At 72.6% G+C, this 14681-nt stretch carries 10 protein-coding genes; 3 read left to right on the plus strand and 7 right to left on the minus strand.

Features of this window, described 5'->3' with window-relative positions:
* Positions 1 to 259: 259 nt before the first annotated feature.
* From D7Y04_RS05070 to D7Y04_RS05080, 3 genes are all read left to right on the plus strand, one after another.
* A complete protein-coding gene (locus tag D7Y04_RS05070) occupies positions 260 to 1255 on the plus strand; it encodes a class I SAM-dependent methyltransferase (RefSeq protein WP_120598877.1) in 996 nt (331 codons plus the stop codon).
* A gap of 94 nt (positions 1256 to 1349) precedes the next feature.
* Positions 1350 to 2153 carry a hypothetical protein gene (locus tag D7Y04_RS05075; RefSeq protein WP_121758497.1) on the plus strand — a complete coding sequence of 268 codons (804 nt, stop codon included), beginning with the start codon at positions 1350 to 1352 and terminating at the stop codon, positions 2151 to 2153.
* Positions 2154 to 2197: 44 nt separating this feature from the next.
* On the plus strand, positions 2198 to 3580 hold the full coding sequence (locus tag D7Y04_RS05080; protein ID WP_121758498.1) for a wax ester/triacylglycerol synthase family O-acyltransferase: 1383 nt from the start codon (positions 2198 to 2200) through the stop codon (positions 3578 to 3580).
* A 3-nt stretch (positions 3581 to 3583) separates the two neighbouring features.
* Here the strand turns inward: D7Y04_RS05080 and D7Y04_RS05085 are convergent, their stop codons facing one another.
* The 7 genes from D7Y04_RS05085 to D7Y04_RS05115 form a co-directional block, all read right to left on the minus strand.
* A complete protein-coding gene (locus tag D7Y04_RS05085) occupies positions 3584 to 4921 on the minus strand; it encodes an FAD-binding oxidoreductase (protein WP_121758499.1) in 1338 nt (445 codons plus the stop codon).
* 181 nt (positions 4922 to 5102) lie between these two features.
* Entirely contained in the window at positions 5103 to 6494 is a 1392-nt protein-coding gene (locus D7Y04_RS05090) for a sigma-54 dependent transcriptional regulator (RefSeq protein WP_120598881.1), read from the minus strand.
* Entirely contained in the window at positions 6491 to 8032 is a 1542-nt protein-coding gene (locus tag D7Y04_RS05095; RefSeq protein WP_121758500.1) for an ATP-binding protein, read from the minus strand. The genes D7Y04_RS05090 and D7Y04_RS05095 overlap by 4 nt, the downstream gene beginning before the upstream one ends.
* A 16-nt stretch (positions 8033 to 8048) precedes the next feature.
* Complete coding sequence (locus tag D7Y04_RS05100) at positions 8049 to 11138, minus strand: FrgA protein (protein WP_121758501.1); 3090 nt, start codon at positions 11136 to 11138, stop codon at positions 8049 to 8051.
* A 50-nt stretch (positions 11139 to 11188) separates the two neighbouring features.
* The gene (locus tag D7Y04_RS45450) at positions 11189 to 13270 is read right to left on the minus strand and encodes an RDD family protein (protein ID WP_233601276.1); all 2082 of its coding nucleotides are present in this window, start codon (positions 13268 to 13270) and stop codon (positions 11189 to 11191) included.
* A 251-nt stretch (positions 13271 to 13521) separates the two neighbouring features.
* Positions 13522 to 13788 carry a GlsB/YeaQ/YmgE family stress response membrane protein gene (locus D7Y04_RS05110; RefSeq protein ID WP_014393940.1) on the minus strand — a complete coding sequence of 89 codons (267 nt, stop codon included), beginning with the start codon at positions 13786 to 13788 and terminating at the stop codon, positions 13522 to 13524.
* Between the two features lie 109 nt (positions 13789 to 13897).
* On the minus strand, positions 13898 to 14632 hold the full coding sequence (locus D7Y04_RS05115; protein ID WP_121759281.1) for a 16S rRNA (uracil(1498)-N(3))-methyltransferase: 735 nt from the start codon (positions 14630 to 14632) through the stop codon (positions 13898 to 13900).
* Positions 14633 to 14681: the final 49 nt, after the last annotated feature.

Raw genomic sequence — 14681 nt, forward strand, 5'->3', positions numbered from 1 at the left:
CGCCGTCTCCAACCCGCTGGCGAGAGGGCACCGGGGTGACCGGTGCCTTCCTGCTTTGAGGGATTGTCACGAAGCGGTGCGAGTGGATTCTCGGACCCCGGTGCGAGGCGGGATGTTCAAGTGGGGACAGTGAGCGGCCCTCGGGACGTATTGGGTCGGAGCCCGTCTCTCACGCATCGTTCGGGGTCCGGTTCCGGGGGACGGGGTGGTCGACCGCGTCTTTGTCGGGACCGTCACGGCCTTCCGGGGGGAAGCCACCATGTCGAACCTGCTCGACCTGCCGCGTCAGGCATTGATGGACCTGCGCTCGCGCCTCAGCCACCTGCCGCTCGTGTCCCATCTCCACCGTCGGCACGCGCCCAACAGCCTGTCCCTGTCCAGTCCGGCGCCGCAGGACTCCGTGCTGGCGGATCCACAACGGGTGGAGATGTGGCGCCGCGCGGTGGAGCGCTACGTGCGCCCCAACCAGGTGGTGGTGGACGTGAAGGCCGGCACCGGCCTGCGCACCTTCCTCGCCGCGCACCAGAACCCGCGCAAGCTGTACGCGGTGGATGACTCGCGTCTGTTGGACACCACGCAATGGGTGGCCCGCCGCAACGGCCTGGACCGCATCGCCTTCGTGCGCGAGCCCACCTGGCACTTCCAGCCGCAGGAGAAGGCGGACGTGCTGCTGCATGAGCTGCTGGGAGATGCGCTGCTCGACGCGGGGCTCGTGCCCCGGATGCTGGATTTGCGCTCGCGCCTGCTCAAGCCCGGCGGCCGCATCCTCCCCAACCGCTTCGAGGTCTACGTGGAGCCCGTGCAGCTGCGCGAGGAGGCGTGTGTCCCGTTCATCTGGACGCAGCACCTGCCCCACGTGGACTTCCGCTGCCTCCAGTCGCTGCGCGAGGCGATGAGCCCGTCGTACTTCACGCGGCTGGTTCGCTCCTACGAGGTGGACCACCTGCTGTGCGAGCCGGAGCCCGTGTTCGGGTTCGACCTGGAGACGATGCGCGCGGAGGGGCTGCCCTCGCGCGTGCGCATCCAGCGGCCGGTGGAGGAGGACGGGCGGGTGGATGGCTTCTGCCTGTTCTACAAGGTCGCCTTCGACGCGGAGCTGGCCTTCGACGTGTCGCCCATGCGCGAGCGCAACACCACGGCGATGACGCTCCTGCGCGTGGAGCCTCGCGAGTTCAACCGCTACGACACGCTGGACTTCGAACTGGAGCTGCCCAATCCGTCCGACCCGCGCACCTGGCGGTGGCAGTTCACCTGACGGCAGTGCCGGAGCCCGGAGTGATGCCCGGTGGACAGCCTGCCTGCCTCCGGGTGTCGCCGGAGGTGGGCGCACTGCCTAGCTTGCAGGACGCATGCGACCGTTCCGACTCCTCGTCCTGCTTCTCGTCTCCGCCGCCGCGCTGCCCGCGGCGGCCCAGTCCCCCCGCACCGTCGCGGGCGTGTGTGGCCGCACCAACTGGGTCTGTGTCGCGGAGTGCATCGACGCGGAGTGCGTCGACAAGTGCATGCGCGAGGGCTGCGAGGACGCGCTCAAGCGGCTGAAGACCTGCACCAGCAAGGCGGCCTGCGCGCCAGACGACACCGCGTGCGCGGCGAAGTCATGCGGCCTCACCTGCGAGAAGTCCTTCGAGCCCGCGCCCAAGAGCCCGGAGAAGCTGGCGGCGAACCCGTGCGAGGGCGACAAGGCGCCCAAGGGCACGGCCGTCCCCGAAGAGCTGGTGGGCACGTGGGTGCTGTCCGCGGCGAGCATCCCGGACACGGACCAGGGCAAGGAGGAGCGCATCGACGTGCAGCCCCGGTCCGACTACGCGCGGGCGTTGCAGATCACGCCGAGCGGATGCTTCGTGATGCGGACGAAGCTGGATGACGCGACGCTCGGGCGCGGCAGCACGCTGGATGTTCGCGCGTGGGGCCGGCTGGAGGTGAAGGACAAGAAGCATTTGGCGCTGCGCACGCAGGACGGCCAGGCGGTGGGCCCGGTGTGCGGCAAGGAGCGCGTGGTGCCCTTGTCCAAGGGGAAGTTCAAGGGCGGGGACTTCACGTATGCCATTGAGGAGAAGGACTCGCTCGTGCTCACGGTGCCCGGCGCCACCCGGCAGACGTTCCAGTTCGAACGGGAGAAGCAGGAAGCGCCGGAGCCGCAACCCAAGCCTTGAGGAGGACCTTGCCCCCACCGGGGTGCACGGGTGAGAAGGACGCCATGGCGGGTCGCGAGCGGATGTCGAGCATGGACGCGGCGTGGCTCCAGATGGAGGAGCCCGCGAACCTGATGATGATCACCGCGGTGCTGTGGTTCGACGGCGCCGTGGACCTGGAGCGCCTGCGCACGGTGGTGCGCGAGCGGCTGGTGGAGCGCTACCCGCGCTTCCGGCAGCGGGTGGTGCCCGGGCCGCTGGGCGCGCCGCACTGGGAGGACGCGCCGGACTTCAAGCTGGAGGAGCACCTGTCCACGCTGCGCGTGCCGGAGTCGGCGGGACGCGCGGGACTGGAGGCGCTCGTCGGGGACTGGCTGGGCGTGCCGTTGGAGCGCTCCCGTCCGCTGTGGCACTTCCACCTGGTGCGCGGCGCGCCGGGCGGGGATGTGCTGCTCGCGCGGCTGCACCACTGCATCGCGGATGGCATCGCGCTCGCGCGGGTGTTGCTGTCCCTCACGGATCCGGTGGACGCGGTCGCCGTGCCGGAAACCTGGGATGAAAGCCTGGAGGCGGTGACGCCCTCCGAGGTGGAGCGGCCACCTCAGGCTCCAGGCTGGATGCGCTTCGCCCGAGGCGCCCGCTCCGCGCTGCGCAAGGGCGCGGAGATGGTGCGCGAGCCCATCCTCGCGGGCGACCTCGTTCGCGAGGGCGCGAAGGGCGCGGCGGCATTGGGCAAGCTGTTGGTGCTTCCTCCGGATCCACGCTCTCCGCTGCGTGGGCCTTTGAGTCCCCGGAAGGTCGCCGCGTGGTCGGAGCCCATTGAGTTGGAGCGGGTGAAGGCCGTGGGCCGGATCCTGGGTGGCACGGTGAACGACGTGCTGCTCACTGCGGTGACGGGCGCGCTGCGGCGCTATCTGGCCACGCGGGACGCTCCACTGGAGGACGTGCACGCGCTGGTGCCGGTGAACCTGCGGCCCATGGATGTTCCGGTGCCTCGCGAGCTGGGCAACCGCTTCGGCGTGGTGTTCCTGCGGCTCCCCGTGCACCTGGCGGAGCCCCAGCGCCGGCTTCGCGAGGTGGTGAAGCGGATGGAGGAACTCAAGCGTTCGCCAGAGGCCTTGATGACGTCCGGCGCGCTGGAACTGCTGGGCCACGCGCCCAGGGCGCTGGAGCGCAAGGTCGTGGACGTGATGGGCGCCAAGGCGTCGCTCATCGCCACCAACGTGCCCGGGCCCCGCCAGCCGGTGGCGCTCGCGGGCACCCGGCTGTCGAGGCTCACGTTCTGGGTCCCCCAGGCCGGCAACATCGGCCTGGGGATCAGCCTGTTCAGCTACGCGGGGCAGGTGACCCTGGGCGTGGCCGCGGATGAGGTGCGTGTGCCCGACCCGGAGGCCCTGGTCGCCGCGTTCCAGGACGAACTGGTCGCCCTGGAGACGACGGCCCCCTGAGCGTTACTTCGCGAAGAGCTTGTGCGGGTCGTACTTGCCGCGCACGTCCTTGAGCTTCGCGCGGATGGCGTCCGGCCAGGCGCTGTCGAAGTGCTGCGCGTCACGGACCTTGCCCATGAAGTTGATGGTCATCTCCGGCGACAGCCACGGCTTCAGCTCCGCGCGCAGGCCCTCCGTGGCGCCGGGCAGCACCGTCTCGAACAGCGGCGGGTGCATGCCCACCAATCCGACGACGAAGTTGCCGCCGCGGCCGCCCACCGCGGAGCCGCCCGCCACGTCCTTCTGGCAGGCGCCGCCCAGGTGCCGCAGCTCCAGCAGGAAGTACGGCGTCTGCACGCCCGCGCCCACGTGGCGCAGCAGCGTGGTGGCCAGGTCCTGGTCCACGTGGGTCAGCATCATGCCGTGGGTCCACACGGGGCTGGGCTTGTCCGGATCATTGTGGATGCGCGCGATCTGCGTCACCGGCAGCTCGCCCAGCATGTCCAGGTAGAGGGGCGCCAGCGCGCGCAGGGGCGCCGCCAGCTTCGTGCCCTCTTCCGTGGAGCCCGGGAAGGCGAAGCGCAGGTTGATGACCGTGCGGCCGCGCAGCGGGGGCGGGATGAAGTCGAACGGCGGGAAGCGCATGACGGCGATGCTCGTGGACACGCGCGCGTCCGCCTCCGCCGTCCACTTCACCCAGCCGCGCAGCACAGCCTCGATGTGCTCCTCCGCGAAGAAGAGGCTGCCCGCGTAGAGCGAGCGCATCTCCACCAGCTTGAGCTTCACCTCCGTCACGATGCCGAAGCCGCCCTTGCCGCCGCGCAGGGCCCAGAACAGGTCCGGGTGGTGCTCGGCGCTCGCCTCCACCGTCTCGCCGTCGCTCGTGACGAGCGTGTAGCCGACGACGTAGTCGGAGCTGACGCCGTGGCTGCGCACCAGCGGCCCCAGGCCGCCGCCCAGCAGGTAGCCCACCACGCCCACGTTCGTGGACGAGCCGGCGATGGGGGTCAGGCCGTGCTTCGCGGCCTCCTCGATGACCGGCTCCCAGCGAGCGCCCGCGCCAATGGTGGCGATGCGCGTCGCGGGGTCGATGCTCACGTGGTTCAGCGCCTTCGTGGAGAGGAGCACGCCGGAGGTGATGGACGCGTACGTCCCGTGCCCCGTGGCCTGCACCGCGACGGGCAGCTGGTTCTCACGGGCGAAGCGGATGGCCTCCGCCACGTCCTGCGTGGACTTCACCGCCACCACGTACTGCGGCGAGTGGCTGACCAGCACATTGAAGCCGGCGCTCTCCGGGGCATAGCCCGCGTCGTTGGGGGTGTAGACGGGACCGCTCACGCGGCCGGCGAGGGACTGGGTCATGGGGCGTTGCTCCTTCGTGTCAGCCAGCCCTTGCGGGCCGGGAGGGGGACTCGGGTGCGCTGCGGTGCCGCGTCCAGGGAGTTCGAGCGCGAAGCAGCATAAACCTGGAAGTCAGGTCCGTACACGGAAGCATTCGGTGACAACACGGGCTGGATTCCAGCGGGCCGCCCTCCCGGCACCTCTACAGCAGGCCGTGCTCCTCCAGCTTGTTGTAGAGCGTGCGCCGGCTCACCCCGAGCAGCCGAGCCGCCAGCGTGCGGTTGTCACCCGAGCGCTTCAGCGCATCCACGAGCGCTTCCTTCTCCACGTCCTTGCGACGTGACTCCAGCGTGACGGAGTCGGACGGCGAAGGAGGCAGCGGCGCGGCGACGGGCGGTGGCGCGAGTCCCGGCTGGCGGGAGAGCTCACGCGCCACGTCCTCGCCGGTGAGCATGGGCCCGTCGGAGAGCACCACCAGCCGCTCCAGGAAGTTCTGCAACTGGCGCACGTTGCCGGGCCACGGCTGGGCCTGGAGCGCGCGCAGTCCGTCTTCGCTCAGGGTGAACGGAGGCCGGCCGTTGGACTTCGCGTGCACGTCCAGGAAGTGGCGGGCGAGGGCCGTGATGTCCTCCGGCCGCTCGCGCAGCGTGGGCAGCCAGAGGGGCACCACGTTGAGCCGGTAGAAGAGGTCCTCGCGGAAGGTGCCCCGGCGCACGCCGTCCTCCAGCGACTGATGCGTGGCCGCGACGAAGCGCACGTCGACCTTCACTGTCTGCGTTCCGCCCAGCCGTTCGAACTCGCGCTCCTGGAGCACGCGCAGGAGCTTCACCTGCACGGCGGGGGACACGTCGCCAATCTCGTCGAGGAACAGCGTGCCGCCGTGCGCCAGCTCCACGCGTCCGGGCTTGCGCGTCGCCGCGCCGGTGAAGGCGCCCTTCTCGTAGCCGAACAGCTCGCTCTCCAAGAGCGTGTCCGGGAGCGCCGCGCAGTGCAGCTTCACGAACGGGCCCGCGCGCCGGGGACTGTTTTCGTGCAGGGCTCGCGCGGCCAGCTCCTTGCCCGTGCCGGACTCGCCTCGGAGCAGCACCGTGGCGGTGCCCTGGGCGGCCTTCACCAGCAGGGCCTTCACGTCCTTCATCGCGCGGCTCGCGCCCATGAGCAGGCTGTCGAGTCCGTCCGGCGCCTTGCCGGTGCCTCGCGTGGGCTCCGGGTCCTGGCTCGCGTGGAGCAGGGCCTTCTTCAGCGTGAAGAGGAGCTCCTCGCGGTCGAAGGGCTTGAGCACGAAGTCCGCCGCGCCCGCCTTCATCGCCTCCACCGCGAGCGGCACCGTGCCGTGCGCGGTCATCAGCAACACGGGCACGTCCGGCCAGCCGCGCCCCACCTCCGCGAGCAGCTCCATGCCGCTCATGCCCGGCATGCGCACGTCGCTCAGCACCACGTCGATGGGACGGCGCGCGAGCAGGGCCAGGGCGTCCTTCGCGTTGGAAGCCGGATGCGGAGTGAGGCCCGCCTGGGTGAGCAGCGCGCCCAGCACCTTGAGCAGCGCGGGATCATCGTCGACCACCAGGACGTGGCCCTTCAGTGCTTCGCTCACGCGGCTTCTCCCTCGGATGCCGGGGCCTGGGAAACGGGGGCCGCCGGCAGACGCAGGCGGAGGATGGTGCCATGCCCCTCGCCGCTCGTCAGGGACGCAGTGCCTCCGTGCGCCTCCGCCACGCGACGGACGAAGGCCAGCCCCAGTCCGCTGCCTGTCGCCTTGGTGGTGAAGAAGTCGTCGAAGGCCCGCTCTCGCGTGCGTGCGTCCATGCCGCTGCCGGTGTCCTGCACCTCCACCACCACCGCGCCGCCGTCCCGCTGCGTGCGCACGGTGAGGGTGCCGCTCTCGGGCATGGCTTCGAAGGCGTTGCGCACCAGGTTCTCCAGCGCGTTGGCGAGCAGGTCCTCGTCTCCCGCGCACTCGGGCAGGCCAGGGGCGAGCTCCTTCTTCAGCTCCACCGCGCCCGGTGTCGCGAAGGCCTGGAGTGACAGCACTCCCTCCACCAGCCGGTTCAAGTCCAGCGGCCGGCGCAGCGGCTCCACTCGCGCGAGGCGCTGGTACGTGCCCGCCACTCGGTCCAGGCGCTCCACCTGCTCCAGCAGCAGGTCCAGGAAGTCACCGTGCGCGTCCCAGGAGTGGCCGCGCGCGTGCTCCTCTTTCAGGTACTGCGCGGCGCCCTTGAGCGCGGCGATGGGGTTCTTCAGGTCGTGCGCCATCTGCGCGGAGAAGCGCCCCAGCGTGGCCAGTTGCTCCAGTCGCTCGCGCTGGGTGACGAAGGCGGTGACGCCCCGCCGTGCCGCCGCGAGCAGCGCGAAGGTGATGGCGGTGGTGCCCACGACCAGCGCTCCCGACTCGGCGGCGAAGGCGCGGAAGAGCACGAGGTATGCGAGCACACCCACCAGCGCGAGCACGACCGCGTGCATCGCCGCGTTCGTGGCGCGCGCGTCCTTGCCGAAGAGTTGGAAGCGCAGGGACGCGGTGGCCATCACCGGCAGGCCCAGCAGTGTGCCCACGTTGCCCAGCTTCGGCACGGGCAGGGCCATGTCCGCCGCCAGGTCCGTGAGCAGCAGCGCGACGAGCAGCGTGAGTCCCAGCAGCATCAACCCCGCTCGCGCCCGTTCGTCCTGCGAGCTCTCCGTGCTCGTGTGGCGCAGGTGGCGCGTGAGCAGCACGAAGCCCGTGGTGAGGATGGGGATGACGCCCACGGCGACCGCGAGCCCGAAGCCGAAGGTGTAGATGCGCTCCTGCAGCGCGGGCACGCCCATGGCGATGATCATCGTCAGCGCGAGCGCGCCCATCACCGCGTAGGTGCCGTAGAGGACCCGGGCGGAGCGGCGGCGGCGGCCCACGAACGCGAGGATGAAGTGCAACGCGCACGGCAGCGTCATCAGCGCCGCGGCGAAGCCCATCAGCCGCCAGCCGGTGTCCCCCGAACGCGCCAGCCCGAAGGCGGAGAAGTTCCAGGTGGACAGCGCGATGGACAGCAATGACAGCGGCAGCGCGAGGGGGCTTCGTCCCACGCGGGCGAGCGCGATGCCGGCGAGCGCGAGCTGCCCCGCGCACGCCAGCAGGCTGAGCCACATGGCGCCCGTCATCGCGCGCCTCCGAGGCTCAGAGCATGCCCAACCGGCGGGCGTTGGCGGGGTCGACCGCCGCCGACTCCCAGCGCCGCACCGCGGCCTCGCGCTCCGCGTCGGGCGCGTCCGCGTAGTAGCCCAGCGTGTCGTGCAGGGCGCGGCTCAGCTCTTCGATGGCGGCGAGCCGCACGTCCAGCTCGCGGTGTCGCAGCGCGGCCACCAGCCAGTCCGCGCGGCGGCGGCTGCGGTTCTCCGCCCACCACGCCGACCACTGGCGCGGCTGGAGGCCCAGCGTGGCGCGGGTGACTTCGCGTAGGGCTTCCGCCGCGGCCTGCGCGCACATGGCGTCGTCGCTGCCGGTGAGGTTGATGAGGCCCTCGATGGCGTCGCGGTCGTGCAGTGTGCCCAGGGCACGGGCCGCCAGCGAGCGGCGCAGCGCGTCCCGGCTGGCCAGTTCCTGGCGCAGGTCGCGCAGGGACGCGTCCAGGCGCGGCAGGTGCTTGAGCGCGGCGGCGGCGACTCGCGCGGCGCTGGAGATGTCCGGCTCCATGTCGAACAGGCCGCGCAGCACGCCGTCCACCAGCTCCGCGTAGGGCAGGTTGCCCGCGGTGAGCAGCGCCAGGTAGCGCGTGTCCGCGTCGTTCGAGTCCAACAGCGGCGCCAGCGCGAGGGCCGCGGGACGGCCCAGGCGCGACAGGGCGGCGGGGATGGGACCCAGCTCGTCCGCTTCCGGCAGCTCCACGACGGGCAGGCGGCTCCAGGCGGTGGGGCCGGGGAAGTGCTGCGCGAGCACGCGGGCGCTGGCTTCCGGTGAACGCGCCAGCTCCGCGATGGCGCTGGAGCGCTGGGACGCGTCGGGGCCGGTGAGCCGGCGCAGGAGCGGCGTGAAGTCCGGCGGCGGGCGCTCTTCCGGCGACAGCACGCGCGGAGGCAGGGCGGCGGCGCGGCCCAGGTTGGCCACGCCACCCCGGCCGAAGACGGGGTTCCACCCGAGCCCCGCGACCACGGCGGGCGCGGGAGCGGGCTGGACCGGCACCGGGAAGCCAGGCACGTCCACGTCGATGGAGATGTCCTCTTCCGGCGCGCGCAGCTCGGACACGCGCTGCTTGCGGAAGAGGATGAGCTCCTGGAAGGCGGCCGGCAGGTCCTGGCAGAACAGGATGTAGTCGCTCAGCCGGCGCTGGCTCATCGGCTTCTGGCCGCAGTCGCCGTAGAGGATGGCCACGAGGCGGCCCTTCACCTCCACCGGGTACAGGAAGACGGTGCGCGGGGCCTGGCGGCCGAAGAGCTCCAGGTAGTGACGCGTGAGCGCGTCCGGAGGCAACGGGCCCGCGTAGCTGCCGCGCGTGACGGCGACGGTGCGGAAGACGCTGCTCGCGTCCAGGGGGATGGAGACCAGGGAGAGGGCGTTCGCGTCCAGGCCCTCACCGCGCGCGTCCCAGCCACCCGCGGCGCCACGCACGACGGCGAAGGCGGCCACGTAGTCGAACGTGCGGCGGCCGAAGCGCAGCGCCACGTCCAGCAGGCGGTCCAGGTCTCGCGTCGACTCGCGCAGCGCGGAGCGGGCCTGGGGCAGCGTCCATTCCGGCACGGCGGCATCCGGCGCGCTGGAGGCACCCGGAACGGAGGCGGGCTCCGGCGCGCGAGGACGGGTCGCGCCCTGCGTGGACGCGGGGTTGCTGAAGATGATGAACGACGGCTCGCCCCGGGGCGGCGCCGGGGGAACCGGCGGCTGGGTCGGCGTGGCGGTCTGGACCGCGCGGGCCTGCTGCTCGGGCGAGGGCGGCCACACTGCGGGACGGGCTCCCGGGGGCTGGGCGGGGGCGCTGGGACGGTTCGCGGACGGAGGCGCCGTGGGGGCCGTGCCCTGCGAGGTCTGGACGGTGGTGCCCGGTCGAGCGGGGCCCTGTGCCGGCTGCGCGGCCGGGGTGGTGCCCTGGGGGCTCTGCACGGGCGTGCCCGGTCGAGCGCCTTGTCCCGTCGTCGCGGGACCCTGGCCACCAAAGCCCTGCGTCGTGGGCCCCGGTCCTCCGAAGCCCTGCGTCGGGGAGATGCCCTGCGCGGTGGGGCCCTGTCCTCCGAAGCCCTGAGTCGCGGGACCCTGCACGGTGGTTCCGGGACGGCTCGCGGTCGGCGGCGGCGTGGCGAACGCACCGGGCGCGGCGGGTCGACCCCCCTGGGGCGCGGGTGCGGACGTGCCGGCCGGACCCACGGGCAACAGCACGGGCACGGGCTGCGGCGGCGGCAGAGGACGCTCTCCCGGCGGGTAGAGGGTCGGCGGCGCGGCGTTCCCCGACGCGCCCTGGTTCGGAGCCTGCGCGGGAGGCGTGGCGCGCGCGGGCGTGCCCGGCATGTTCAGCCGCAGGGGCTCGCGCGTGTACGCGGGGGGCGGGATGTCCGTGGGCGCCGGCGGCGGCGTGGGGCGCTGGACCGCGCGGGCCGTCGTCACCGGACCCGCGGAGGTGTTCAGGCGCAGCGGCTCGCGCGTGTACGCGGGAGGGGGGATGTCCGCGGGCTCGGGCTCACGCGCGGCGGCGGGACGGGCTGCCGCGGGCACGGGCTCCTGGGCCACGTTGCGCGCCAGCTGCTCCACCATGTCCACCGTCATCGACTCGTCGTCTGGCGGCGGAGGCGGGGGCGGCGTGAGCGCTCCGGCCTGCTGGGCGACCGCCGCGGCCAGCTGCACGAAGCGGGGCGTCAGCGGCTGGCGGTAGATGATGGAGATCCACTCGCGCACCCGCAGCTCGATGGCGACCCACAGCTCCAGCGGCTTGCCCAGGAGGAAGCCGACTTCGTCCAGCTCCTTCTTGGGCACCGGGTAGGCGCACGCCACGTGCAGCGTGTTGCCGTCCAGGGACAGGGGAACGACGCTCAGGCGTTCGGCGATTTTCGGGGGGATGAAGCTGGCGACCTCGAGGTTGGGCTCGAAGTCCACCAAGTTCACGGGCCGGAAGCCGGAGACCTCGCCCAGCATCGCGAGGACGTCCGCTTCGGACATGCCGCGCTCCAGGAGCGCGGTGTCCACATGGCCTCCCTGGGCCTGGTGCAGACGCAACAACTCTCCGGCCTGCTCCTGGGACAGGAGGGCGCGCGAGACGAGGTGCTGGGCAAGACGCGAAGGCATGAAGGCCGCGGCATCTTACGGCCGCGGCCGCAAGGCACAATGAGCCTGTTTCAGCTCGGTTGGACGACGAAGGTGGACGTCAGCTTGTCATGGAGCGTCTGGCCGCGGCGGTCGAACAGCGCCATCCAGAACCCGCCCAGGAAGAGAACGAAGGAAAGCCCGGCGAGCAGCGCCCGGAAGATGGCCCGGCCCGGGGTGGGCGCCATGCCATGGGTGTCCACCAGCCGCAGGCCCAGGAGCAATCGTCCCAGGGTGCGTCCATTCCACAGGAAGGCCGCGACCGCGCAGTACACGGTGGCGAGCACCAGCACCAGGACCACACCCGGCAGCAGCACGGAGTGCAGCGCGCGCAGCCAGGCGACGAAGGCGTCCAGCCCGGTCAACCCCGGCTGCGGACCCTTCACGCCCGCGACCGACGAGGCCAGGGTGATGTAGGCCGCCGCAACGGCGCTGATGGCCGCGGTGTCGACGGTGAAGGACAGCAGCCGGCGCCACAGCGAGGCGGGGCGCGCGTGGACCTCTCCCGTGGCCGGGGCAGCCGGGGCCGCGGAGACCTTCGACTTCTTCGCGGGGGCGGCGGGGACAGGGGCGGGCGAGGCTTCCATGAGGGACACTCCCGGAGCGGGCGCCGGGGACGTCGCGTAGGCCGGCGTCTCCAGCGGAGGCAGGATGGCCGGGTCCTCCATGACGGGAAGACCCGGAGCGGCGTCCCGGCGAGACGGACCGGAGGCCTGCGCGGGAGCATCCATCAAGGGCAGGCCGGAAGTGGCCTGCGGTGCATCCCAGTGCTCGGCGGCCGACGGTCCGGAGGCGGGTTCCCAGAGGGGGAGAGCGGAGGCCTGGGCCTGCGCGCCACCCATCCGGGCGGAGGCCTGGGCCTGCGAGGCCGAATCCATGTGCGGCAGACCGGAGGCCTGGGCCTGCGCGGGCGCGTCCATACGGGGCAGGCCGGGAGAACCCTGCGCGTTGCCACGAGGCTGGCCCGAGGCGGCCTGGGCCTGCGCGGGCGCGTCCATACGGGGCAGGCCGGGAGAACCCTGCGCGTTGCCACGAGGCTGGCCCGAGGCGGCCTGGGGGCGCGAAACGTGCGGCTCCGTGCCGTAGGCCGGCGTGAGCGCGGAGCCCGGGCGGGGCTCCGTGGAGGACACCGGAGGCTGCGCGGCGCGAGGCACGGCGACGCCAGGATTCTGGAAGCCCGGCTCAGACAGGGCCGCGGTGGGCGCGGCGCGCGGAGGCACGGCGGCCATCGGTGCCACGCCCGGAGGCGGCGCGGCGGGACGCGGAGGCTGCACGGCGCCAGCGGGCACATTCCCAACGGGAGGCGTGGCGCGAGGAGGCATGGGCGCCGCTGCCCGAGGCGCTTGCTGCGCGGGAGCCCGGACCGCCTGACCCTCCGCGTGCTGCGCGGGAGCCCGGACCGCCTGACCCTCCGCGTGCTGCGCGGGGACGCGATCGGCCTGAGCAGGGCGCGCAGCCGGAGCCGCCGCGCGAATCGTCGCATCCGCGAGGGACGCATCCGCCTGGGGCGCGGCAGGGCGCGCAGCCGGAGCCACCGCGCGAATCGTCGCATCCGCGAGGGACGCATCCGCCTGGGGCGTGGCAGGGCGCGCAGCCGGAGCCGCAGCGCGAATCGTCGCATCCGCGGGGGACGCATCCGCCTGGGGCGCGGCAGGAGCCGCCGCGCGAATCGTCGCATCCGCCTGGGGCGCGGCAGGGCGCGCAGCTGGAGCCGCCGCGCGAATCGTCGCATCCGCTTGGGACGCAGGGGCCGGCGCGGGGCGAGCCGCGGGACCCGGATTGGGCGCACGCACGGGCCCATCCATCGGAGGCACAGCGGCGCGAGGCGCGGCGGCCGGAGCCTGCGCGGGCGGGCGGGGCGCTGCGGCGCGCGGCGCGGCGGGCGGCACGGGCGCCATCCCCGGACGAACCGACGGCGTCATGCCCGGCGGAGTGACAGGGCCGCGAGGCGCCTCCAGCGCGAAGGCCGGCGTGCCGCGCAGCGTCTCCGGCTCCAGCGGTTCGCTGTTCAGCGTGATGGGGTCGTCGCCGCCGACGTCCTGGGCCATGCGGTCCCCGGCCTTGCGGCGATCAATGTGGATGTCGCGGTCGAGCAGGCTCGGAAGGGGGGCCACCGCGGGTGGGCGCGCGCCATTCGCGGCGCAAGCGGGGCAATCTCCAACCGGCGGCAGCGAGGCGCCGCACTTCAGGCACTTGGACAACGGATCCTCCCAGTGACGCGGACAACCGTCGCCATGAAAGGCCGCATTCAGGCCTGTAGCAAGAAAAGGACAAGCCCCTGCTGGTCCCTCGCCCGAGGAACCGTCAGGGGCTCGTCAGCACCACGCAACCCGCCCCGAGGGACGGTGCGTATGGGCGCCTCACGCTAGGCGTGGACGCGGCGCCGTCCCGCTGCTCCCACCAGGAGAAGCACGATGATCGCTCCCACGACCGACATGATGATGCCGGAGGCATGCAGGTCGAACAGCCGGCCGTTGCGCTCGAAGAGCGAGCCGATGAGACCACCCACCAGCGAACCCACCATGCCCAGCAGCGTCGTGGCCACCAGCCCCATGCTCTGCTTGCCCGGCAGGATGGCCCGGGCGATGAGTCCCGCGATGAGGCCAATGATGATGAATGCGATGATCCCCATGAGAGTCTCTCCCGTGTGAGGGACCCGCGAGGTCCCGAATGGCAGAAACGTAGGAATCACCACACGAATCCGTGACCTGGGATGCAGGGAGGGACTGTCTGCTCGACTGCTAACCGAGCGACCCGTCCAGATGCTGCATCACCGCGAGCGCCGCCAGCGCCGCCGTCTCCGTGCGCAGGATGCGCGAGCCCAGCGTCACCGGTCGCGCGCCCAGCCCACGCAAGCCCTCCACCTCCTCGCGCGCGAGCCCGCCCTCGGGGCCAATCACCACCGCCACCGGCGTCCCCGCGGCCACGCTCCGGAACGCCTCGCCCAGCGGTACCGCGGACTCTTCTTCATCCAGCACCAGCAGCAGCGTGCCCGGCGTCAGGGCGCGCGCCGCGTCCAGCAGCGGCCGGGGCGGATGCACCACCGGCACGTCATCGCGCCGGCACTGGCGCGCGGCCTCCTCGACAATCTTGGCCCACCGCTGGGTGCGCTCCTCGGCGCGCTTCGGCTCCAGCTTCACCACGCTGCGCGCCGTGGCCACCGGATGGAACGCGGTGGCGCCCAGCTCCGTGCCCTTCTGCAGCACCAGCTCCAGCTTGTCCCCCTTGGGCAGGCCCTGGAGGATGCTCATCTCGCGCGCGGGCGGCGTCACCCGCACGGCCCCCAGCACCAGCCGCACGGACTCCGCGTCCAGGCCGGTGACGCGCGCCTCGAAGGCGCGGCCCTTGCCGTCGAACACCTCCAGCGCGTCGCCGTCCTCCAGCCGCAGCACGTGGACGAGGTAGTGGCGGCGCTCGCCCGTGAGCGTCACGTCGGCGGGGGCGGGGTCGGGCAGGGGAACGAAGAGGCGGACCACGGCGGCTTCCTTGAAGGGGAGGGCGCCTGGAGGATAGCCCTCCATGCGT

The organism is Corallococcus sp. AB038B, from assembly GCF_003668955.1.
Lineage (GTDB): Bacteria > Myxococcota > Myxococcia > Myxococcales > Myxococcaceae > Corallococcus > Corallococcus exiguus.